Source organism: Pseudomonas sp. C32 (genome assembly GCF_030417915.1).
Lineage (GTDB): Bacteria > Pseudomonadota > Gammaproteobacteria > Pseudomonadales > Pseudomonadaceae > Aquipseudomonas.
Genome location: NZ_JAUHUK010000002.1, coordinates 320,550 through 340,500, shown reverse-complemented (window position 1 = coordinate 340,500; position 19,951 = coordinate 320,550). Strand labels below are relative to the sequence as shown.

Annotated in this window: 17 protein-coding genes; 4 read left to right on the top strand and 13 right to left on the bottom strand. The window is 59.5% G+C overall.

Going from position 1 to position 19,951, the window contains the following annotated elements; genetic code table 11:
- Positions 1-79 precede the first annotated feature (79 nt).
- The 3 genes from QYH43_RS03790 to QYH43_RS03780 are packed head-to-tail and all read left to right on the top strand — an operon-like array spanning position 80 to position 5,291.
- Positions 80-1,183 (top strand): efflux RND transporter periplasmic adaptor subunit, encoded by a 1,104-nt coding sequence (locus tag QYH43_RS03790; protein WP_095058200.1) that lies wholly within the window; start codon positions 80-82, stop codon positions 1,181-1,183.
- Positions 1,180-2,244, top strand: a complete 1,065-nt coding sequence (locus QYH43_RS03785) for an efflux RND transporter periplasmic adaptor subunit (RefSeq protein WP_301156360.1) — start codon at positions 1,180-1,182, stop codon at positions 2,242-2,244. Before QYH43_RS03790 ends, QYH43_RS03785 begins: the two co-directional genes overlap by 4 nt.
- Entirely contained in the window at positions 2,241-5,291 is a 3,051-nt protein-coding gene (locus QYH43_RS03780; RefSeq protein ID WP_301156358.1) for an efflux RND transporter permease subunit, read from the top strand. Before QYH43_RS03785 ends, QYH43_RS03780 begins: the two co-directional genes overlap by 4 nt.
- A 115-nt stretch (positions 5,292-5,406) precedes the next feature.
- Here the strand turns inward: QYH43_RS03780 and QYH43_RS03775 are convergent, their stop codons facing one another.
- The 13 genes from QYH43_RS03775 to QYH43_RS03715 all read right to left on the bottom strand — a co-directional run bounded on the left by QYH43_RS03775 (position 5,407) and on the right by QYH43_RS03715 (position 18,758).
- Positions 5,407-6,036 carry a bifunctional 2-polyprenyl-6-hydroxyphenol methylase/3-demethylubiquinol 3-O-methyltransferase UbiG gene (locus QYH43_RS03775; protein WP_301156357.1) on the bottom strand — a complete coding sequence of 210 codons (630 nt, stop codon included), beginning with the start codon at positions 6,034-6,036 and terminating at the stop codon, positions 5,407-5,409.
- 146 nt (positions 6,037-6,182) lie between these two features.
- Positions 6,183-6,539 (bottom strand): hypothetical protein, encoded by a 357-nt coding sequence (locus tag QYH43_RS03770; RefSeq protein ID WP_301156355.1) that lies wholly within the window; start codon positions 6,537-6,539, stop codon positions 6,183-6,185.
- Between the two features lie 513 nt (positions 6,540-7,052).
- Complete coding sequence (locus tag QYH43_RS03765) at positions 7,053-7,697, bottom strand: methionine ABC transporter permease (RefSeq protein WP_095058205.1); 645 nt, start codon at positions 7,695-7,697, stop codon at positions 7,053-7,055.
- Complete coding sequence (locus QYH43_RS03760) at positions 7,687-8,808, bottom strand: methionine ABC transporter ATP-binding protein (protein ID WP_301156354.1); 1,122 nt, start codon at positions 8,806-8,808, stop codon at positions 7,687-7,689. The genes QYH43_RS03765 and QYH43_RS03760 overlap by 11 nt, the downstream gene beginning before the upstream one ends.
- A gap of 2 nt (positions 8,809-8,810) precedes the next feature.
- Positions 8,811-9,620: a MetQ/NlpA family ABC transporter substrate-binding protein gene (locus QYH43_RS03755; RefSeq protein WP_301156352.1), complete on the bottom strand. Its 810-nt coding sequence runs from the start codon at positions 9,618-9,620 to the stop codon at positions 8,811-8,813.
- 128 nt (positions 9,621-9,748) lie between these two features.
- Positions 9,749-11,101 carry an LLM class flavin-dependent oxidoreductase gene (locus tag QYH43_RS03750; RefSeq protein ID WP_301156350.1) on the bottom strand — a complete coding sequence of 451 codons (1,353 nt, stop codon included), beginning with the start codon at positions 11,099-11,101 and terminating at the stop codon, positions 9,749-9,751.
- Positions 11,101-12,294 carry an SfnB family sulfur acquisition oxidoreductase gene (locus QYH43_RS03745; protein ID WP_301156348.1) on the bottom strand — a complete coding sequence of 398 codons (1,194 nt, stop codon included), beginning with the start codon at positions 12,292-12,294 and terminating at the stop codon, positions 11,101-11,103. Before QYH43_RS03745 ends, QYH43_RS03750 begins: the two co-directional genes overlap by 1 nt.
- A gap of 23 nt (positions 12,295-12,317) precedes the next feature.
- Positions 12,318-13,550, bottom strand: a complete 1,233-nt coding sequence (locus QYH43_RS03740; protein WP_301156347.1) for an SfnB family sulfur acquisition oxidoreductase — start codon at positions 13,548-13,550, stop codon at positions 12,318-12,320.
- Positions 13,551-13,922: 372 nt separating this feature from the next.
- Positions 13,923-14,684, bottom strand: a complete 762-nt coding sequence (locus QYH43_RS03735; RefSeq protein ID WP_301156346.1) for a hypothetical protein — start codon at positions 14,682-14,684, stop codon at positions 13,923-13,925.
- 485 nt (positions 14,685-15,169) lie between these two features.
- On the bottom strand, positions 15,170-15,925 hold the full coding sequence (gene tcyN / locus QYH43_RS03730; RefSeq protein WP_095058211.1) for an L-cystine ABC transporter ATP-binding protein TcyN: 756 nt from the start codon (positions 15,923-15,925) through the stop codon (positions 15,170-15,172).
- 4 nt (positions 15,926-15,929) lie between these two features.
- Positions 15,930-16,595, bottom strand: a complete 666-nt coding sequence (tcyL, locus tag QYH43_RS03725; RefSeq protein ID WP_095058212.1) for a cystine ABC transporter permease — start codon at positions 16,593-16,595, stop codon at positions 15,930-15,932.
- The gene (gene tcyJ / locus QYH43_RS03720; protein ID WP_095058213.1) at positions 16,595-17,395 is read right to left on the bottom strand and encodes a cystine ABC transporter substrate-binding protein; all 801 of its coding nucleotides are present in this window, start codon (positions 17,393-17,395) and stop codon (positions 16,595-16,597) included. Before tcyJ ends, tcyL begins: the two co-directional genes overlap by 1 nt.
- Positions 17,396-17,759: 364 nt before the next feature.
- Positions 17,760-18,758 carry a D-cysteine desulfhydrase gene (locus QYH43_RS03715; protein WP_301156344.1) on the bottom strand — a complete coding sequence of 333 codons (999 nt, stop codon included), beginning with the start codon at positions 18,756-18,758 and terminating at the stop codon, positions 17,760-17,762.
- Positions 18,759-18,949: 191 nt separating this feature from the next.
- Between QYH43_RS03715 and epsC the strand changes: the two genes are divergently transcribed.
- A complete protein-coding gene (gene epsC, locus QYH43_RS03710; protein WP_218429580.1) occupies positions 18,950-19,876 on the top strand; it encodes a serine O-acetyltransferase EpsC in 927 nt (308 codons plus the stop codon).
- The last annotated feature ends 75 nt before the right edge of the window (positions 19,877-19,951 follow it).

Sequence of the window (19,951 nt, the reverse complement as noted above, 5' to 3'; positions counted from 1 at the left end):
AATAAGACGCTCGTGCAAGGTCCAGAGTCTGTTCTAAGCTCTGTGTCGTGTTGTATCTGAAAAAGGCCAAGGAGTGTGCATGGTGGTTCCCGGATTGAAAGTGGTAATGGCCTTGAGTGTCGTCATGCTGCTGACGGCTTGTGAAGAGAAAAAACCGGTGCAGGAGTACCTGCCACGGGTGTTTGTGCAAGTCGTCAAGCCGGAAGATTTTGCGGCCTCGGTCACCCTCACCGGTGACATTCAGGCGCGTGTCCAGACTGAGCTGTCGTTTCGCGTGGGTGGCAAGATCATCCAGCGCTCGGTCGATGTCGGTGACCGGGTGACCGCCAAGCAAGTGCTGGCACGGCTCGACCCCAAGGATTTGCAGACCAGTGTCGATTCGGCCCAGGCGCAAGTCGTCGCCGAACAGGCGCGGGTGACGCAAAGCGCGGCGGCGTTCGTGCGTCAGCAAAAGCTCCTGCCCAAGGGCTACACCAGCCAAAGCGAATACGACTCGGCCCAGGCCGCCTTGCGCAGCAGTCAGAGCGCATTGAGCGCAGCGCAGGCGCAACTGGCCAATGCCAAGGATCAGTTGAGCTACACGGCGCTGATCGCCGATGCGCCGGGTGTGATTACCGAGCGCCAGGCCGAAGTCGGCCAAGTCGTCCAAGCGACCATGCCGATCTTCAGCCTGGCCACCGACGGCGACCGCGATGCGGTGTTCAATGTCTATGAATCACTGCTGGCCGAGAAGCCGAAGGACCAGACCATTGTCCTCAGCCTGCTCGACAACCCGGCCATCAAAACCACCGGTACCGTGCGTGAAATCACGCCGGCGGTGTCGGCGCAGTCCGGTACCGTGCAGGTGAAAGTCGGCCTCGATAAATTGCCCGAGGGTATGCAATTGGGTTCGGTGGTCAGCGCCACGGCCCGGGGATCAGGCAAGTCGGTCGTGGAATTGCCGTGGTCTGCATTGACCAAGAACATCAGTGAACCGGCCGTCTGGATTGTCGACGACAAGGGTCAGGCACAGTTGCACTCGGTCACCGTCAGCCGCTATCTGACCGGCAAGGTCATCATCGGTGATGGTTTGAAGGGCGGTGAAAAAGTCATTGTGGCGGGTGGGCAATTGTTGCACCCAGGCATGGAAGTCGAGATTGCCGAAAACACTTACAAGGATTTGAGCTGGGAGGCCAAGCCATGAAGCCTTTATGGGCGTTGTCCATCGGGCTGCTGCTGAGCGCCTGTTCCGAAAGCAAGCCGCCACCGGAGCCTGTGCGCCCGGTGCTGTCGATCAAGATCAAGGCGTTGAACGAAGAGGATCTGGGGCGCTTCGCCGGCAGCATTCAGGCGCGCTACGAAAGCAACACCGGGTTCCGCGTGGGCGGTCGGATCGCCAGTCGTAATGTCGATGTGGGAGCCGAGGTCGAGAAGGGCACGCTGCTCGCCACCCTCGATCCATCCGACCAGCAGAATCAGTTGCGTTCGGCCCAGGGCGACCTGGCGAAAATCCAGGCGCAACTGATCAATGCCAAGGCCAGTGCCATGCGCCAGCAAGCCCTGTTTGATCGTGGCGTTGGCGCACAGGCGCAGCTGGATGACGCCATGACCAACCTGAAAACCACCCAGGCGTCGCTCGATCAGGCCCGCGCGGCCGTCAATCAAAGCAAGGACCAATTGAGCTACACCGAGCTGCGTGCCGACCATAAAGCCGTGGTCACGGCGTGGAGCGCCGAGGCCGGGCAAGTCGTCTCAGCCGGGCAACAAGTGGTCACCCTGGCACAACCGGATATCAAAGAGGCGGTGATCGACCTGCCGGATACGCTGGTCGATCAGCTGCCCAGTGATGTGGTGTTTCTGGTCGCGGCACAACTCAATCCAGGCATCAACACCACCGCGACCATTCGCGAAATCGAACCCCAGGCGCAAAGCGCCACGCGCACCCGGCGTGCCCGTCTGACCCTGGCCGAAACGCCAGAAGGCTTTCGCCTGGGCACGGCGATCAGCGTCACCTTGAGCACGGCGATCAAGCCGCGCATCGAACTGCCCGTTTCCGCGTTGCAGGAGGTCGATGGCAAACAGCGCATCTGGGTGATCGATGCACAGAACAAAACCGTCTCCCCCCGGGATGTCAGCGTGATCAGCCGCACCGCCAGCACTGTAGTGCTGGCCGGCGGGGTGAAGAACGGTGAACGGGTGGTGAGTGCCGGTGTACACAGCCTCAAACCAGGGCAGGCAGTTAAAATCGACGAGGACAGTCAATGAAAGGGCCTTTCAACCTCTCCGAATGGGCTCTCAAGCATCAGTCGTTCATCTGGTATCTGATGTTCGTCGCATTGCTGATGGGTGTGTTCTCTTACTTCAACCTGGGGCGTGAGGAAGATCCTTCATTCACCATCAAGACCATGGTGATCCAGAGCAAATGGCCGGGGGCGACACAGGAGGAAACCCTCAAGCAGGTCACCGACCGAATCGAGAAAAAGCTCGAAGAGCTCGACTCGCTCGATTACGTGAAAAGCTACACGCGCCCCGGCGAATCGACGGTGTATGTGTACCTGCGCGACACCACCAGTTCCAAGGACATTCCGGAGATCTGGTACCAGGTACGCAAGAAGATCAACGACATCAAGTACCAGTTCCCGCAAGGCATACAGGGGCCGTCGTTCAACGACGAGTTCGGTGATGTCTTCGGTTCGATCTACGCCTTTACCGCCGACGGCCTGACCCAGCGTCAGTTGCGCGACTACGTCGAACAGGCGCGCATGGAAATTCGCGGCGTGCCGGGGCTGGGCAAGATCGAAATGGTCGGCCAACAGGACGAAGTGCTGTACCTGAACTTCTCCACGCGCAAACTTGCAGCACTGGGCATCGATCAGCTTCAAGTCGTGCAGAGCCTGCAAACCCAGAACGCCGTAACGCCGGCGGGGGTCATCGAGGCCGGGCCGGAGCGGATCTCGGTGCGCACTACAGGGAAGTTCGCTTCGGAGAAAGACCTGGCCGAGGTCAACCTCAAGCTCAACGACCGCTACTATCGACTGGCGGACATTGCTGAAATCAAACGCGGCTACGTTGATCCCGCCGCGCCGGAATTCCGCTTCAACGGCAAACCGGCCATCGGGCTGGCCATTGCCATGCAGAAGGGCGGCAACGTCCAGGCGTTCGGCAAGGCCTTGCACGCTCGTATCGACCAGCTGACCGCCGACCTGCCCGTGGGTGTCGGCATCCACAACGTTTCCGATCAGGCCGTGGTGGTGGAAGAAGCCGTCGGCGGCTTTACCAGCGCGTTGTTCGAAGCGGTGGTGATCGTGCTGTTGGTCAGCTTCGTCAGCCTTGGCGTGCGCGCCGGGCTGGTGGTGGCGTGCTCGATCCCGCTGGTGTTGGCGATGGTGTTTGTGTTCATGGAATACAGCGGCATCACCATGCAGCGGATCTCCCTCGGTGCACTGATCATCGCCCTCGGCCTGCTGGTGGACGATGCGATGATCACCGTGGAAATGATGGTCACGCGCCTGGAAATGGGCGAGACCAAGGAGCAGGCGGCGACGTTCGCCTACACCTCCACGGCGTTCCCGATGCTCACCGGTACGCTGGTGACGGTGGCGGGTTTCGTGCCGATCGGCTTGAACGCCAGCTCGGCGGGCGAGTACACCTACACGCTGTTTGCGGTGATTGCCTGCGCGATGCTGGTGTCGTGGGTGGTGGCGGTCTTGTTTGCGCCGGTCATCGGCGTGCACATCCTCAGCACCAAGGTCAAATCCCACGAAGGCGAACCGGGACGCATCGGCAAGGCTTTCAACGGCGGGCTGCTGTGGTGCATGCGCAATCGCTGGTGGGCCATCGGCTTTACCTTGCTGTTGTTCGCGTTGTCGGTGTTCAGCATGCGTTTTGTGCAGAACCAGTTCTTCCCGTCCTCGGACCGCCCGGAAATCCTGGTGGACCTGAACCTGCCGCAAAACGCCTCGATCGACGAAACCCGCCGGGCTGTCGATCGCCTCGAAGCCACGCTCAAGGACGATCCGGACATCGTGCGCTGGAGCACCTACATCGGTCAGGGCGCGATTCGTTTCTACCTGCCACTGGACCAACAACTGCAAAACCCGTTCTACGCGCAGTTGGTGATCGTCAGCAAAGGCGAGAGTCGCGAGGCCATGATGCAGAAGCTGCGTGAGCGTCTGCGCAACGACTTTGTCGGCATCGGCAGTTACGTGCAGGCACTGGAAATGGGCCCGCCGGTCGGGCGTCCGATCCAGTACCGGATCAGCGGCAAGGACATCGACCAGGTGCGCCGACATGCCATCGACCTCGCCACTGAGCTGGACAAGAACCCGCACGTTGGCGAGATCATCTACGACTGGAACGAACCGGGCAAAGTCCTGCGCATCGACATCGCACAGGACAAGGCGCGGCAGTTGGGGTTGTCTTCCGAAGACGTGGCCAACCTGATGAACGGCATCGTCAGCGGCCATGCGGTGACTCAGGTCGACGACGACATCTACCTGATCAACGTGGTCGGTCGTGCGGTGGATTCCGAACGCGGTACGCCGGAAACCCTGCAGAACCTGCAAATCGTCACGCCGAGCGGCACGTCGATTCCATTGCTGGCGTTTGCCACTGTGCGTTACGAGCTGGAGCAGCCGTTGGTATGGCGACGTGATCGCTTGCCGACCATCACCATCAAGGCGGCGATACGCGACGAGATCCAGCCGACGGACCTGGTGAAAATCCTCAAACCGTCGATCGATGCTTTCGCCGAAAAACTGCCGGCGGGCTACAAAGTCGCTACGGGCGGTACGGTGGAGGAAAGCGGCAAGGCCCAGGGCCCGATTGCCAAGGTCGTGCCGTTGATGCTGTTCATGATGGCGACCTTCCTGATGATCCAGTTGCACAGCGTGCAGAAGCTGTTCCTGGTGGCCAGCGTCGCACCGCTGGGGCTGATCGGCGTGGTGATTGCGCTGGTGCCGACCGGTACGCCGATGGGCTTCGTGGCGATCCTCGGGATCCTGGCGCTGATCGGTATCATCATCCGTAACTCGGTGATTCTGGTGACCCAGATCGATGAGTACGAGAAGAAGGGCTATGCGCCGTGGGATGCGGTGGTGCAGGCCACCGAGCACCGACGTCGGCCGATTTTGCTGACCGCTGCGGCGGCGAGCCTGGGGATGATCCCGATTGCCCGGGAAGTGTTCTGGGGGCCGATGGCCTACGCGATGATCGGCGGGATCGTCATCGCCACCTTGCTGACGCTGCTGTTTTTGCCGGCGCTGTATGTGGCCTGGTACAAGATTCGCGAGCCGAAGAAAGAGGTGCAGTAAAGGCGAGCGCTTCGCGCTCATCGCGAGCAGGCTCGCTCCCACAGGTTGACCGCGTCGCTACAGACAACGCGATCCACTGTGGGAGCGAGCCTGCTCGCGATGGCGTCCGAACTGACTACGCAGCTTTACGCCAGACACTCGCCAACCAAGGCTGCTGCTCCCGCGGCAGCCCCGCTGGCCGGTAGTAATGCTCCAACTCCACAAACCCCGCCTCGGTCAGCAACTGTTGCCACGCCGCCAGGTCGTGATACGACCCATAACGCGGCCCGTTCCAGCCTTCCTGATTCTCGCCACGAGGATTGGAGCTGAACAACACCCCACCCGGTTTCAGCGCCCCGCGCAATTGCTTCAACACTCGAGGTAATTCCTGACGCGGAATGTGAAACAGCACCGCATTGGCAAAAATTCCGTCGAAGCGTTCGGCCGGCAGATCGAGCTTCAGAAAATCCTGTTGCCAGACTTCGCAACCGCTGTCCTCACGGGCCATCTGTGCAAATTTTTGCGAACCGTCGAGGCCGACGGCCCGATGGCCCATGCGGGTAAAGGTCTGCAAATCGCGTCCCGGCCCGCAGCCAAAATCGAGAACGTCGAAAGGCGCCTCGCCCTGAAGGTGTCGCAACAGGGCAGCGATGTTCTGGCTGACGTCGTGATCGCGGGTGCCTGCACGGAAGTCTTCGGCGACCGCGTTGTAATGACCCAGAGTGGTGGAGGTGATCTGTTCGAGGTCGTCGGGTGTTTGCTTCATGGTCGGCTGCGCAGGAAAAAGGAGATGTGTTGACTATAAGCGCTTTCGCGCTTTGAAAGATCGCAGCCTGCGGCAGCTCCTACAGAGCCTGAGTCGGACCTGAATTCTGTAGGAGCTGCCGCAGGCTGCGATCTTTTGATCTTCACTCAGCCCTTCTTCATCCCCAAACACTCAATGGAGTGATCGACCATCGCCTTGGCAATCTCCAGCAAATGCCAGATCGAATACACCATCGCCCGGTCGGCGCCCTTGAGTTGATCGCCACACTGATACGCCGTAACCGAAGCACAACGCAGCAAATCGGCGACATAGAGTTGGGTGTCTTCAAAGCTCACCTCTTTGCTGACGTTGTAGAAACGCATTTCATCCGGTGGTGCGGGTTGCTTGCCGGTGAGGTGGAAATCGATGGCGCGGTAAAGCGCGGAACGATCCCTGAGAGGGTCTTCAGTGACGGTTTCGTTGGTAGGATTTTCGGGAGGCGGATCGGGAACGGATCGTTTCATTGGTAAAACTCCTAGAGGAAATTGGTGCCAACCGATATCGCGACTAAACGAACAGGGGTGGCGGCTGCACACAGGTTAGTCGACCGGCCTCCAGGCATACCGGCGCACCCGAGGGTGCCCTGCGCACAGCCACCATAGTTCAGGCAATAAAAAACACCTGAGATGAGGTGACGCCGTGCGCCTAGAGAAATCCGGGCGACTAAACCCGATCACTGATAAGCAGTGACGGACCGAGACTAGCCACCGGATTTGGCAGGCGCAAGCGAGCGAAATGATCTAGGAAATGTCCTGCAAAGGAAAGGGAACAGGCCTTCGGAATCGCTGATTTTCCTGTACGAAAACTTCCCGCTGGAAGTATGTGATCACCTGTGGCGAGGGAGCTTGCTCCCGCTCGATTGCGCAGCAATCGTAAAATCTGACACCCGAATTTCACTGACACACCGCACTGAAGGGTTTGGGGCTGCTGCGCAGCCCAGCGGGAGCAAGCTCCCTCGCCACACAAGCACGGCGTCGTCAGCGCTTGTTCAACCCCCGAGCCAACCGATCCCCACCCAACTGAATCGCCGCCACCAACACCACCAGCAACACAATCACCGTCAGCATGATCTGGCTATCAAAGCGCTGATACCCATACCGATAGGCAATGTCGCCCAACCCGCCCGCACCAATCGCCCCGGCCATGGCTGAGGAGTTGATCATCGTCACCAGCGTGATGGTGAACCCACCAACAATCCCCGGCAGCGCTTCAGGCAACAACACATGCCAAACGATGTGCCAACGCCGGCATCCCATCGCCTGCGCCGCTTCGACCAAACCGTGATCGACCTCTCGTAAACTCACTTCAGCAATGCGCGCAAAGAACGGTGTCGCCGCAATGGTCAGTGGCACCACTGCCGCCCACACGCCGTAAGTGGTGCCGACGATCAATCGCGTGAACGGAATCAGCGCCACCATCAAAATCAGGAACGGAATAGAGCGAAACAGGTTCACGAACGCGCCCAAGGCCCGGTTCAGCGCTGGCGCTTCGTAGATGCCACCCTTGGAACTGGTGACGAGGATCACCGCCAACGGAATACCCGCCAACAGCGCGATCAACGACGACACGCCGACCATCAAAAACGTGTCGATGAAACCTTGCAGCAAGCGATCAAACCACATAACCCAGCACCTCCACCTGTTGCGCCCACTGGCCGGCGCGCTGACGCAATGCCTCGGCACCCAGCGGCGAGCCGCTCACCGCCAACAACAACTGCCCCAGAGCATGCCCCTGAATCCGTTCCACTCCCCCTTGCAGCAGTCGCACGCGACCACCGAGTGCGCTGAACAACGCGGCCAGGTCCGGCTCGTCGCGTTGGCTGCCGGTGAACTGCAAGCGCAGGACCACGGCGGCATCGGCGGTTTTTGCCTGTGGGTGCAAACGGCTTTGCAGCTCCTCAGGCAATGCGTGTTGTAACGGCGCGAGTAGCGTCTTGCTGACGTCATGTTGCGGATTGCCGAACACTTCCCACACCGGCCCTTGCTCGACAATGCGCCCGTGTTCCAGCACCACGACGCGATCACAGATATCGCGGATGACCGCCATCTCGTGGGTGATCAACACGATGGTCAGGCCCAGGCGCTGGTTGATCTCACGCAGCAGGCCGAGGATCGACTGTGTGGTCTCCGGGTCCAGCGCCGAGGTGGCTTCGTCGCACAGCAAAATGTCCGGATCATGCACCAGCGCGCGGGCGATGCCGACACGCTGTTTCTGCCCACCAGACAGCTGTGCCGGGTAGGCCTTGTGCTTGGATTGCAGACCCACCAGTTCCAGCAGCTCGCGGACTTTCTGCTCGCGTTTTTCTTTCGGCACCCCCGCGACTTTCAACGGCAATTCGACGTTCTGCCAAACCGTCTTGGCCGACATCAGATTGAAGTGCTGAAAGATCATGCCGATGCGCCGACGCAGCGCCACCAAGCGGTTTTCATCGAACTCGCCGATGTCGACCTGATCGATCAGCACCCGACCACTGCTCGGTTGTTCCAGACGGTTGATGGTGCGGATCAGTGACGACTTGCCGGCGCCGCTGCGACCGATGATGCCGAACACTTCACCGCGCTGGATCGCCAGGTCGATGCCATGCAACGCGGCCACCGGGCCTTGCTGGCCGCTGTAGGTTTTGCCCAGATTGATGAAGCGCACATGGGCGCGATTGAGCTCGGGATGCAGCTCCGTTTGTGCAGCGTTTGCAGGCTCTGGAATCTCCAGTCGCCGTTGGATCGCGGCGGTCATGCTCAGCTTTCCCAACCGGCTTGATAGAGTTTGCCGTGGGCCTTATCCAGTGCTGCGCGAACGGCCGGGGAATGCTGGTAGATGTCGACGAACTTGATCAGGCGCGGGTCGGTTTTGCTTTTCGGCTGGATCACGAACTGGATCACGTATTCCTTGTGATCGAGTCCATCGAACAGCAGCGCGGAGCCGGCGTCGAAGGTCTTCGATAGGCGAATGTAGGCCGGGTAACCCTGGACCAGATCGGCGTCGTCGTAAGCACGCACCAGTTGCACCGCTTCGACCTGGAGGATTTTGATTTTCTTCGGGTTGGCGATGATGTCTTCTTCGGTGGCTTTGTAGCCGACACCGGGTTTAAGCGTGATCAGCCCCGCCTTGGCCAGCAACTGCAAACCGCGACCGCTGTTGATCGGGTCGTTGGCGATGGCGACGCTGGCGCCTTCTGGCAGCTCGTCGAAGCTTTTGTATTTCTTCGAGTAGAGACCGACGTTGTTGATGATCCCGGGCGCGAACGGCACCAGGTCAAAACCTGCGGCAGCCTTGGCGTTCTCCAGGAACGGGATGTGCTGGAAGTAGTTCACGTCGATATCGCCTGAGGCCAGGCTGACGTTCGGTGCGATCCAGTCGCTGAACTCCACCAGTTCGACTTTCAGGCCTTGTTTGTTGGCTTCTTCGACGGCGGCTTCCAGAGGAATGGCGAAAGCCGCGGTGGTGCCGATTTTCAATGGCGCGTCGGCGGCGAAGGTCACGGAGCTGAAGAGGCCGAGGGCCAGGGCCAGTGCTTTGACTGGGTGAGAGAGGTGGTTCTTTTTCATGATGAGTTATCCAGTCAGTGCATAAGGTTTGTGTTGTTTGGTCGGGCCTCATCGCTGGCAAGCCAGCTCCTACAGTGGATTTATGGCGTTCACAAAACCCTGTAGGCGCTGGCTTGTCGGCGATTCTTTTAACGGCGAAACGCCGAACCGGTGTGTTGCTCAGGCAAATGCGCCCCTTCGTGAAACAGCTTTTGCCGCAAAGTGCCATTGTCATAAGCGGTCTTGTACGACCCCCGGCGCTGCAACTCCGGAATCACCAGCTCGATGAAATCCAAATAGCTTTCCGGCGTGACAATCCGTGTCAGGTTGAAGCCATCCAACCCCGTCTCGGCGATCCACGACTCCAGCTCATCGGCCACCTGCTCGGGCGAACCCACCACGGTGATGTAGCGACCACCGAGAGCGTGTTGTTCCAGCAATTTGCGTCGGGTCCAATCGTTGTTTTGCAGGTGCTTGGTCGCGGACTGAATGGCGTTGCTCTTCACGTACTGGATCGGTTCGTCGATTTCATATTGGGAAAAATCGATCCCGGTGGACGCCGAGAAGTGCGCCACGCCGGCTTCGGCACTGGCGTAGCTCAAGTATTCGGCGTGCTTGGCCCAGGCCAGCTCTTCGGTTTCGTCAACGATCACGTTCAGGCCCATGAACACCTTGATGTCGTCAGGGTTGCGCCCCGCTGTGATGGCGCTGGCGCGGACCTTGTCCACCTGAACTTTGGTCGATGCCTTGGTCTGGCCGCTGATGAACACACACTCGGCATGTCGCCCGGCGAACTGCAAACCGCGATCCGAACTGCCCGCCTGAAACAGCACCGGCGTGCGTTGCGGCGACGGCTCGCAGAGGTGATAACCCTCGACCTGATAGAACTCGCCTTTGTGCTCGACCTTGTGCACTTTGTCCGGCTGCGCATAGATCCGCTGCTGCGGATCGTTGAGCACCGCGCCGTTCTCCCAACTGCCTTCCCAGAGTTTGTAGAGCACTTGCAGGTACTCGTCCGCCTGGTCGTATCGGCGGTCGTGCTCGACCTGTTCGCTCAGGCCCATGGCTTTGGCAGCGCTGTCGAGGTAGCCGGTGACGATGTTCCAGCCCACGCGGCCGCGACTCAGATGATCGAGCGTCGACAGGCGCCTGGCGAACAGGTAGGGCGGTTCGTAAGTGAGGTTGGCGGTCAGGCCGAAACCGAGGTTTTTCGTCACTGCCGCCATCGCTGAAACCAGCAACAACGGGTCGTTGACCGGCAACTGGATCGACTCTTTGAGCGGTACATCCACCGAGTTTTGGTAAACGTCGTAGACCCCGACGATGTCGGCAATGAACAGGCCGTCGAACAAGCCACGCTCGAGCAATTGCGCCAGTTCGGTCCAGTATTCGAGGGTGTTGTACCGGGTCGACGTGTCCCGTGGATGCGTCCATAAACCGTGATTGATGTGCCCGATGCAGTTCATGTTGAACGCGTTGAGCAGGATTTTCTTTTTGGCCATCAGATGGTCCCCCGCAGTGGCGGGTTTTCATCGTTGAGGTAGTAGTTGCCGATGGCGTGGTATTTCCAGCGCACCGGGTCGTGCAGGGTATGCACGCGGGCGTTGCGCCAATGGCGGTCCAGTCCGTGTTCGCGCAGCGTCGCCTGGCTGCCGGCCAATTCGAACAGCGTGCTGCCGGCAGCGAGCGAGATTTCGGTGCTGATGGCGCGGGCTTCGGCAACGGCAATCGACGCGGCGGCGACAGTGTCGGCGTTGGTGTCGGCCTGGGCCTTGTCGAGGAATTCGCCCGCGCGTTCCAGCAGCGCTTCGGCGGCGTGCAGGCGAATGCTCAAGTGGCCGAAGCTCTTGAGGGTCAGCGGATCGTCCGTGGCGTTTTCGTGGGTGGCGTCGATCCACGGTCGGGTTTTCGTGCGCACGAAATGCAACGCATCTTCATACGCGGCGCGGGCGATACCAGTGTCGATGGCGGCATGGAGAATCTGCGCCAACGGGCCGACTGGTGTCGGGCGCTCGAAAGCGCTTTGGAACGGGATGACGTCTTCGGCAGTGACATGGACGTCTTCGAACACCACCGAACCGCTGCCGGTGGTGCGCTGGCCGAAGCCGCTCCAGTCATCAATCACGGTCAGGCCTTTACTGTTACGCGGTACGAACGCCAGTTGCTGCACGCCGTTTTCATCCACCACTGAAGTCGGAATTCGCTGGGCGTAAATCGCTCCCGTGGCGTAGAACTTGCGACCGTTGATGCGAAAACGGTTGCCGTCACGCGTCAGGCTGGTTGTGCGGTCGTGGGCGGTTTTGGTGCCGAGTTCGGCCAAGGCATTGCCGAAGCGCTGGCCGGCCAGGACTTCTGCATAAAGACGTTTTTTCTGCTCGTGACTGCCGTTTACGCGCAGCACTTCCAGTGCATAGAAATGGTTCTGCGGGATCTGCCCGAGCGAGCCGTCAGCCTGTGCGATCAGGGCGATGACCTTGGCCAGGATGACGTTGGAAACCCCTGCACCACCGTATTCTTTCGGCACGCTGATGCCCCATAGGCCGGAGCGCGAAAACACTTCCAGTTCCGGGTGTGGCAAACGACGCTCGCGGTCGCGCAGGGCGCTGTCACGCTTGAAATCTTCGGCCAGGTCGCTGGCGACAATCAGGGCTTGTTCATCGCTGGTGATGACCGCGACGTGGTGAGAACTTGTCATGTGTTTCTCCAGATGTCTGGTCGTCAGATCCAGGAATGACGGGCCGGCAACGTGCCGTTCAGGCGATAGGCGCCCACCGCGTAATACTTCCAGCGCACCGGATCGTGCAGCGTGTGCACCCGGGCGTTGCGCCAGTGACGGTCGAGGTTGAATTCGGCGAGGGTCGCGCGGCTGCCGGCCAGTTCGAAAAGCTTTTCGCTGGCCTGCAACGAGATCTCGGTGGTCAGCACTTTGGCTTCGGCCACGGCAATCGAGGCGCGGGCGGCGGACTCGGCGGTGAAGGGCGCGGCGCTGACCTGATCAAGCACCTGCCCGGCCTTGCGCAACAGGGCTTCGGCGGCGTGCAGTTCGATTTTCAGTTTGCCGATGTCGGCGATCACATACAGGTCATCGCTGGCCCGTTCGACCTTGGCGTCGATCCACGGCCGGGCGCGTTTTTTCACGAAGTCGATGGCATCGTCGATGGCGCCCCGGGCGATGCCAGCGTCGATGGCGGCCTGGATCAACTGCGAGACGGCGCCCTGGATATTCGGCGTGTCATTGATGCGCCAGTTATCCACCACCAATTCGGGATCGGCCTGCACGTTGTTGAGCAAAATCGTGCCGCTGGCGGTGGTGCGCTGACCGAAGCCCGACCAGTCATCAACGATGCGCAAACCCGGTGTGCCGCGACGGATGAACGCCAGCACTTGTCTGCCGTCCTCGTTCAATGCTTTGACCGCGACCCAATGGGCGAACAGTGCGCCCGTGGAGTAGAACTTCTGGCCGTTGAGGACGCCGTCAGCGGTGATGCGCGCTTTCAGTTCCAAGGTGTTTTTGGTGCCGCGTTCCGGCCCCGCATTGCCGATGCGCCAGCCGTCGAGCACGCTTTTGAACAGCTGTTGTTTCTGCGCTTCGGTGGCGCTGCCAAGCACCAGGTTAAGAATGCCGAATTGGTTTTGCGGGATCTGCCCAAGCGCCGGGTCTGCCGCGGAAATGATCGCGAACACCTCGGCCAGGGTGACGAACGAAACCTGGGGGCCGCCATACTCACGGGGAATGGAAATACTGCCCAGGCCGCTGCGGGTGAACTGTTCGATTTCAGACCATGGCAGCTTGCGCTGCTGGTCACGTTTGGCCGCTTGCAGGCGGGCGACCTGCGCCAGCTCGTGGGCAGCCTTGATGGCTTGGGCATCGTTGCGCAGGACTTGCGCGGGCAACAACAACGGGATGATGTCCAGGTCACTCTGGACGATTGCATCTGCCAGACTGGACATCAGCGCCACTCCTTGGCAACACGCAATGCCCTGGCGATCTGCACTGGGGTGATTGTGTTACGGACCATACCTACCTCACATCTTATGAAAGCGCCGCTTGTGGCCGCGCATGAAAACAAGGATGTCCGGTGGTCCGGTTCATATACCCTAAACGTGTATAAATATTTTATGAACTAACTTTTAGGAATATGGATAGAAGGGTTACCAGCGAGATGAACGCAACCCCTGTGGCGAGGGAGCTTGCTCCCGTTCGGCTGCGAAGCAGTCGTAAAACCAGCTAATGGGTCGGAACGGGGGAAATTCATTAGAAGGTTTTGGAGGCGCTTCGCACCTCAACGGGAGCAAGCTCCCTCGCCACAGAACCTGCCTTCATTACTTGCGGGATTCGGCAGCCTTGAGGGGCTGTTTCTTCGGGACTTTCAGATAAGGATTGGCACAACCAATCTTCAGCACACGTGCCGGCGCCCAGCGAGAGTTATTGCCCACCCGGTCGAGGATGCAATACGTCACTTCCAGCCGCAGGTCTTCACCGGCTTCGAGAATGATGGCCGGCGGCACCCAGACCTGAATGGGCTGGCCCACATCACTCGCCTTGAGCCTTGGCAGATCCATGCGCGCATCACCCCAGCGCAAGGTGATTTCGTCATCGATGGCCATGTTCAGGTACGGCTCAATGGTCAGTGGAACACCGCGTTTGATCTGATTGGCGTTGACCCCCTGACGGCGAATCGCCTCGGGAATGCTGACCGGCGCGAGGCTTTGATTTTCATCGCCGCACAATGGGGAGGGCTGGCCGCCAGGGCAGTCGAGTTTGATCTGCACTTGCCTGCTGGCTGATACCGCCGGCGCTTGGCCGACCTGCATGATCCGGTAGTGAATGCGCGAAGTACCGTTGGTGACGAAGCTTTCCGGGACTCGTAGCTGTACCGATTGCCCGATATCGCTGGGTGTCAGGGCTCTGGAGGCTACGTAGCAGTTGTCCCAGAACAGTTCGATCAGATCCCCTTTGTCCATGCCGGGGTAGGGTGCCACGTCGATCAACAGATGCGCCGCGCAGGTGATGTTGATACCGGTCTTGTGAGATTGCGCCAGGGTCGGGGCCACGGGCCCGGGTTTGTTCGAGGTGCTTTTCATGGAGTCTCCTTGAAGTCTTGCAACGAAGTCCGTTTCTGGAAAAACAAAAAAACGTAAGTATCGAACAGCAAAACATTTCATTACTTTGAGTTGGAATAATGATTAAGCGTTGTGAGTGTCGCGGCAGGAGACTAGATAAGAGTGTGCTGGAATAAGTGTCAATAAGAATTATGGGTTAAGGCGGGAGAGGGTAGTTATTCAGAAAGTTCCTACGCTGGAAGGTTAATAAGCCTTGGGTCTGTGTCGAATATGCCTGCTAAAACCCGCTGGAATCGGGTTTTTCATAGCAAAGCCTAAGCCCCTGTAGGGGCTCGTCATACAGCGATCAATAGCGTGATTGAATGGTTGTTTGAATATAAATATGTACCGCTTGCGCTGACAAAAAGTTGTCTGGCGTTCGCGTACATTTATTTGGGTTTGAAAAGGTTTGTTGGCGGTGGGTGTAACTTCCATCCATGGAAGTTATCCGGTGTTGCGCAGGTTTGTTAGTTGTGGGCGTTGTTCAAGAACTTGCTGAGAAACTGTTTTGTCCGTTCTTCTTTCGGGTTGGCAAACAGCGCCTTGGCTTCGCCTTGTTCGACGATGACGCCTTTATCGAAAAACACCACGCGATTGGCCACGTCCCGGGCAAAGCCCATTTCGTGGGTGACGATCACCATGGTGCGATTTTCTTCGGCCAGGCCACGAATGGTCGCGAGCACCTCGCCCACCAGCTCCGGGTCGAGCGCCGAGGTCGGTTCATCGAACAGGATCACTTCCGGTTCCATCGCCAGCGCCCGGGCAATCGCCACGCGCTGTTGCTGACCACCGGAGAGACGACGCGGGTAAGCGTCTTCCTTGCCGGCCAGGCCAACCTTGGCCAACAGCTTTTTACCCAGGGCAACGGCATCGGCGTGCGCGATCTTCTTGACGATGATCGGGCCTTCGATAACGTTTTCCAGGGCAGTGCGATGGGGGAACAGGTTGAAGTTCTGGAACACGAAGCCCACATGCTGGCGCAAACGACGCACCAGGCTCTGCTGCTGGTTCAGGGGGCGGCTGGTATCGATTTCGATATCGCCGACCTTGATCCGGCCGCTGGAAGGCTCCTCCAGAAAATTCAGGCAGCGCAGGAAGGTGGTCTTGCCCGAACCGCTAGGGCCGATGATCGCGACCACCTCGCCTTCCTTGACCTCAAGATCAATGCCGTTGAGCACCACTTGACCCTTGAACTGTTTTGTCAGTTTTTCCACGACAATCATCGGGTCAGGACTCCTGGTCGTGCCGATTGACCCGCGCTTCCAGCTGGTTCTGCAGGTGCGATAGCACGGTTGCGAGAACCCAGTAGATCAGTGCGGCGGCAAGATACATGGTGAAGATTTCGAAGGTGCGGGCGGTGATCAGTTGCGCCTGGCGGAACAGTTCCGGCACCTGAATGGTGGCGGCCAGCGCGGTGTCCTTGACCAGCGAAATGAAGCTGTTGCCCAGCGGTGGCAATGCCGTGCGCATGGCTTGCGGCAGGATGGCCCGACGCAACGTCTGTGCACGGGTCATGCCGATGCTGGCCGCTGCTTCCCATTGGCCGCGTTCGATGGAGCTGATCGCGGCACGCAGGATTTCACAGGCGTACGCGGCCATGTTCAGCGAGAAGCCGATCAGGGCCGCCGGCAGCGGATCCAGTTCCACACCCAACTGCGGCAAGCCGTAATAGATCACGAACAATTGCACCAGCAACGGCGTGCCACGAAAGAACGACACGTAGATGCGGGCAATCCAGCTCACCAGCTTGAAACGCGACAGGCGCATCAGCGCCAGGCCAAACCCCATCACCAGGCCGAAGAACATCCCGCCCAGGCTCAGGATCACCGTGTAGTACGCGCCCTTGAGCAGAAAGGGCGCGGAGTCCAGTGCGAGTTGAAAAGCTTCTTCCATTATTGAGTGACGTCAGCGTTGAAGTATTTTTCCGAGAGCTTTTTCAGGGTGCCATCGGCACGCAGCTTTTCGATTGCCTTGTTCACCGCGGCCAACAGTTCTGGCTCGCCTTTGCGCAGGGCGATACCGGCTTCCTGACGGGAGAACGCTTCGCCGGCGGCGGTGGTGTCCTTGGCTTTCTTGGCGTATTCGAGCGCAGCGAGGCGGTCGATCAGAATGGCGTCGATGCGGCCGACACGCAGGTCCTGGAACTTGGTCGGATCATCTTCGTAGGTGCGGATGTCAGCCGTCGGTACGTTTTCTTTTACCCACTGTTCGTAGTTGGTGCCCAGGCCGACGCCGACTTTTTTGCCACCCAGGTCGGCGGCAGTCTTGATGTTCAGCTCGGCGGCCTTCTTCGTCAGCACCAGCGCCTGAATACCGGAAACGGTGTAAGGCACGGAGAAGTCGTACTTCTTCTTGCGCTCTTCGGAGATGGTCACCTGGTTGATCACTGCGTCCAGACGCTTGGATTCCAGCGCCGCGAGGATGCCGTCCCATTTGGTCGGTTGCAGTTTGACTTTAACGCCCAGCTCTTTGGCCAGGGCTTCGGAGAACTCGACTTCGAAGCCGGCCAGTTTGCCGTCGGCATCGACGAAACTGAACGGTGGATAAGTGCCTTCAAGGCCGACGTTGATCACGCCTTTGTCCTTGATTTGTTGCAGCTGCTCACCGGCAACCGCCTGGCCAATCAGGCCGGCGCTCAGTGCCAGGCCGAGTGAACCCACCAGCAGATTTCGACGTAGTGCGGAAAAATTCATGACAAGCCCCTGTGTTTTCTTATGGAAGACGCATTAGGAAAGTTGGCAAATTCGGGATTTGGACGACTGCGATATCGTGCCCTAAAGCAGCTTATGCGTCTCGCTGCAAATTCGCCTGCGGCGTGACTATAAGATGACGTGGTTAGATTGGAAAATAATAAATATTCTATTTGTTATGCGTTAAATGAATATATGGGTAGTCCATTGTGGCGAGGGGGCTTGCCCCCGTTCGGCTGCGCAGCAGTCGCAAATAACCTACAACCGAGACTTAACTGAAACACCGCATCGCAGGTTTCAGGGGGGGCTTTGCACCCCAACGGGGGCAAGCCCCCTCGCCACAAAAGCCCCACTCCACAAATGTGCGTCAACCCGTCAGAAAATCCTTATAGGCAAACAACGCCGGTGCGCCACCGGTGTGCAGGAAGATAATCGGACCTTCATCGAAACGCTGACGTCCGATCCCGTCGAGCAACCCGGCCATCGCCTTGCCAGTGTAGACCGGGTCGAGCAACAGGCCTTCCTGGCTTGCCAAAAGCTTCAACGCCGCCAGTGTCCCGGCATTCGGCTCGCCATAGCGCGGGCCGAAGTACTCGTCCCACAACTCGACGTTGAATGCAGCCGGCAGGCTCACGCCCAGCAGTTCGGCGGTGCGCTCAGCCAGGCCCTGGACCTTCGGTCGCTGGTCTTCTTCGCTGCGCGAAACCGTGACGCCAATCACTGGCAAGTCCGGCAGCGCTTCGCTCAAGGCCAGTGCCAGACCGCTGTGGGTCCCGGCGCTACCCGACGCCAGGACCACGGCGGCGAAGGTCAGGCCGGTGTCCTTGATCTGTTCGGCCAGTTCCAGCCCCGCACGCACGTAACCCAGCGCACCCAAGGCATTGGAACCCCCGATCGGCACCAGATACGGTTTTTTGCCGTTGCTGCGCAGCCGATTGGCGAGGGCCTGAAGTTGCTCGTCAGCGTTGTCGAGATTTTCCACCAGCTCGACCTTGGCAGAGAACAGGTCGAGCAGCAGGCGGTTACCGTTGCCGGTGTAGTTGCTGTCGTCGGTGCCGAGCGGGTTTTCCAGCAGGGCCACGCAGCCGAGGCCAAGTTTTGCGGCAATCGCGGCCGTCTGGCGCACGTGATTGGATTGCAGTGCGCCGGCGGTAATCAAGGTGTCGGCGCCTTGGGCGAGGGCGTCGGCGGCCAGGTATTCGAGTTTGCGCAGCTTGTTGCCACCCATGGCCAGCGTCGTCAGGTCATCGCGTTTGACGTACACATCGCGGCCCAGCCACGTCGACAGGCGTTCGAGTTTTTCCAGGGCGGTGGGCTGACCGAGCAGGTCGAGACGATTAAAACGGGCGAGCTGTTGTTTGATCATGGGTCCGTACTGGCGGTGAAAGATCTCAGGACTATAGGCACGCCGATTTGTCGCGGCAACCGTCAATCACTTATAGCCAAACGAACTGACCACAGCACAATTGGTTCTTAATTTGCCTTGCGACCCTTGCCGTAAAGTAGGCGCCGTCAGTGCGGCCAGACAGTCCGGCCGCCCGTAAGGAGTCTTTTACCGTGAGTGAGCGATCCAGCCATTGGCAATTGCAGACCATCGTCAGCCAGCTGCGCACGGCACGTGAACAGTGGCGAGCACAAAACGGCCGGGCCAGCGGCGAGCAGGGTGGTCGCGAGTTGCCCTCCCGGGCGGCCATGGCGGAGATTCTCGAAGCCTTGTGTGGTGCATTGTTCCCGATGCGTTTGGGGCCGGTGGACTTGCGTGAGGAAAGTGAAGACTTCTATGTCGGCCACACACTGGATGTGGCGCTGAATGCCTTGTTGGCCCAGGCGCGACTCGAACTGCGTTATGCCGCGCGCCACAGTGCCCAGGCCGAGACGGAAGTCGAAGCCAGGACCATTCAGATCATTCAGGATTTCGCTCTCGCGTTGCCGGGGTTGCGCAGCCTGTTGGATACCGACGTGCTGGCGGCCTATCACGGTGACCCGGCGGCGCGCAGCGTCGATGAAGTGCTGTTGTGCTACCCGGGCATCCTGGCGGTGATTCACCATCGACTGGCTCACCATTTGTATCGCGCCGGGTTGCCGCTGCTGGCACGGATCAGCGCGGAAATCGCCCACTCGGCCACTGGCATCGACATTCACCCTGGCGCGCAGATCGGCCGCAGTTTCTTCATCGATCACGGGACCGGCGTGGTGATCGGCGAGACCGCGATCATCGGCGAACGCGTGCGGATTTATCAGGCGGTGACTTTGGGCGCCAAGCGCTTCCCGGCGGATGAGGACGGTCAGTTGCAGAAAGGCCAGCCGCGGCATCCGATTGTCGAGGATGACGTGGTGATTTATGCCGGCGCGACGATTCTGGGGCGGATCACCATCGGTCAGGGTTCGACCATCGGCGGCAATGTCTGGTTGACCCGCAGCGTTCCGGCGGGCAGCAACCTGACCCAGGCGAATCTGCAGCATGATGATGGGGCGCAGAAGTAAGGATGTAACAGCTGTAGGAGCTGTCGAGTGCAACGAGGCTGCGAGGTTTTCCAAGCGCGCCGCCAACCAAAATCA

Excerpts from the sequence above, each read along its gene's own strand:
- QYH43_RS03790 (WP_095058200.1), top strand. The coding sequence starts at position 80 with ATGGTGGTTCCCGGATTGAAAGTGGTAATGGCCTTGAGTGTCGTCATG.
- QYH43_RS03785 (WP_301156360.1), top strand. The coding sequence starts at position 1,180 with ATGAAGCCTTTATGGGCGTTGTCCATCGGGCTGCTGCTGAGCGCCTGT.
- QYH43_RS03780 (WP_301156358.1), top strand. The coding sequence starts at position 2,241 with ATGAAAGGGCCTTTCAACCTCTCCGAATGGGCTCTCAAGCATCAGTCG.
- QYH43_RS03775 (WP_301156357.1), bottom strand. The coding sequence starts at position 6,036 with ATGAAGCAAACACCCGACGACCTCGAACAGATCACCTCCACCACTCTG.
- QYH43_RS03770 (WP_301156355.1), bottom strand. The coding sequence starts at position 6,539 with ATGAAACGATCCGTTCCCGATCCGCCTCCCGAAAATCCTACCAACGAA.
- QYH43_RS03765 (WP_095058205.1), bottom strand. The coding sequence starts at position 7,697 with ATGTGGTTTGATCGCTTGCTGCAAGGTTTCATCGACACGTTTTTGATG.
- QYH43_RS03760 (WP_301156354.1), bottom strand. The coding sequence starts at position 8,808 with ATGACCGCCGCGATCCAACGGCGACTGGAGATTCCAGAGCCTGCAAAC.
- QYH43_RS03755 (WP_301156352.1), bottom strand. The coding sequence starts at position 9,620 with ATGAAAAAGAACCACCTCTCTCACCCAGTCAAAGCACTGGCCCTGGCC.
- QYH43_RS03750 (WP_301156350.1), bottom strand. The coding sequence starts at position 11,101 with ATGGCCAAAAAGAAAATCCTGCTCAACGCGTTCAACATGAACTGCATC.
- QYH43_RS03745 (WP_301156348.1), bottom strand. The coding sequence starts at position 12,294 with ATGACAAGTTCTCACCACGTCGCGGTCATCACCAGCGATGAACAAGCC.
- QYH43_RS03740 (WP_301156347.1), bottom strand. The coding sequence starts at position 13,550 with ATGTCCAGTCTGGCAGATGCAATCGTCCAGAGTGACCTGGACATCATC.
- QYH43_RS03735 (WP_301156346.1), bottom strand. The coding sequence starts at position 14,684 with ATGAAAAGCACCTCGAACAAACCCGGGCCCGTGGCCCCGACCCTGGCG.
- tcyN (WP_095058211.1), bottom strand. The coding sequence starts at position 15,925 with ATGATTGTCGTGGAAAAACTGACAAAACAGTTCAAGGGTCAAGTGGTG.
- tcyL (WP_095058212.1), bottom strand. The coding sequence starts at position 16,595 with ATGGAAGAAGCTTTTCAACTCGCACTGGACTCCGCGCCCTTTCTGCTC.
- tcyJ (WP_095058213.1), bottom strand. The coding sequence starts at position 17,395 with ATGAATTTTTCCGCACTACGTCGAAATCTGCTGGTGGGTTCACTCGGC.
- QYH43_RS03715 (WP_301156344.1), bottom strand. The coding sequence starts at position 18,758 with ATGATCAAACAACAGCTCGCCCGTTTTAATCGTCTCGACCTGCTCGGT.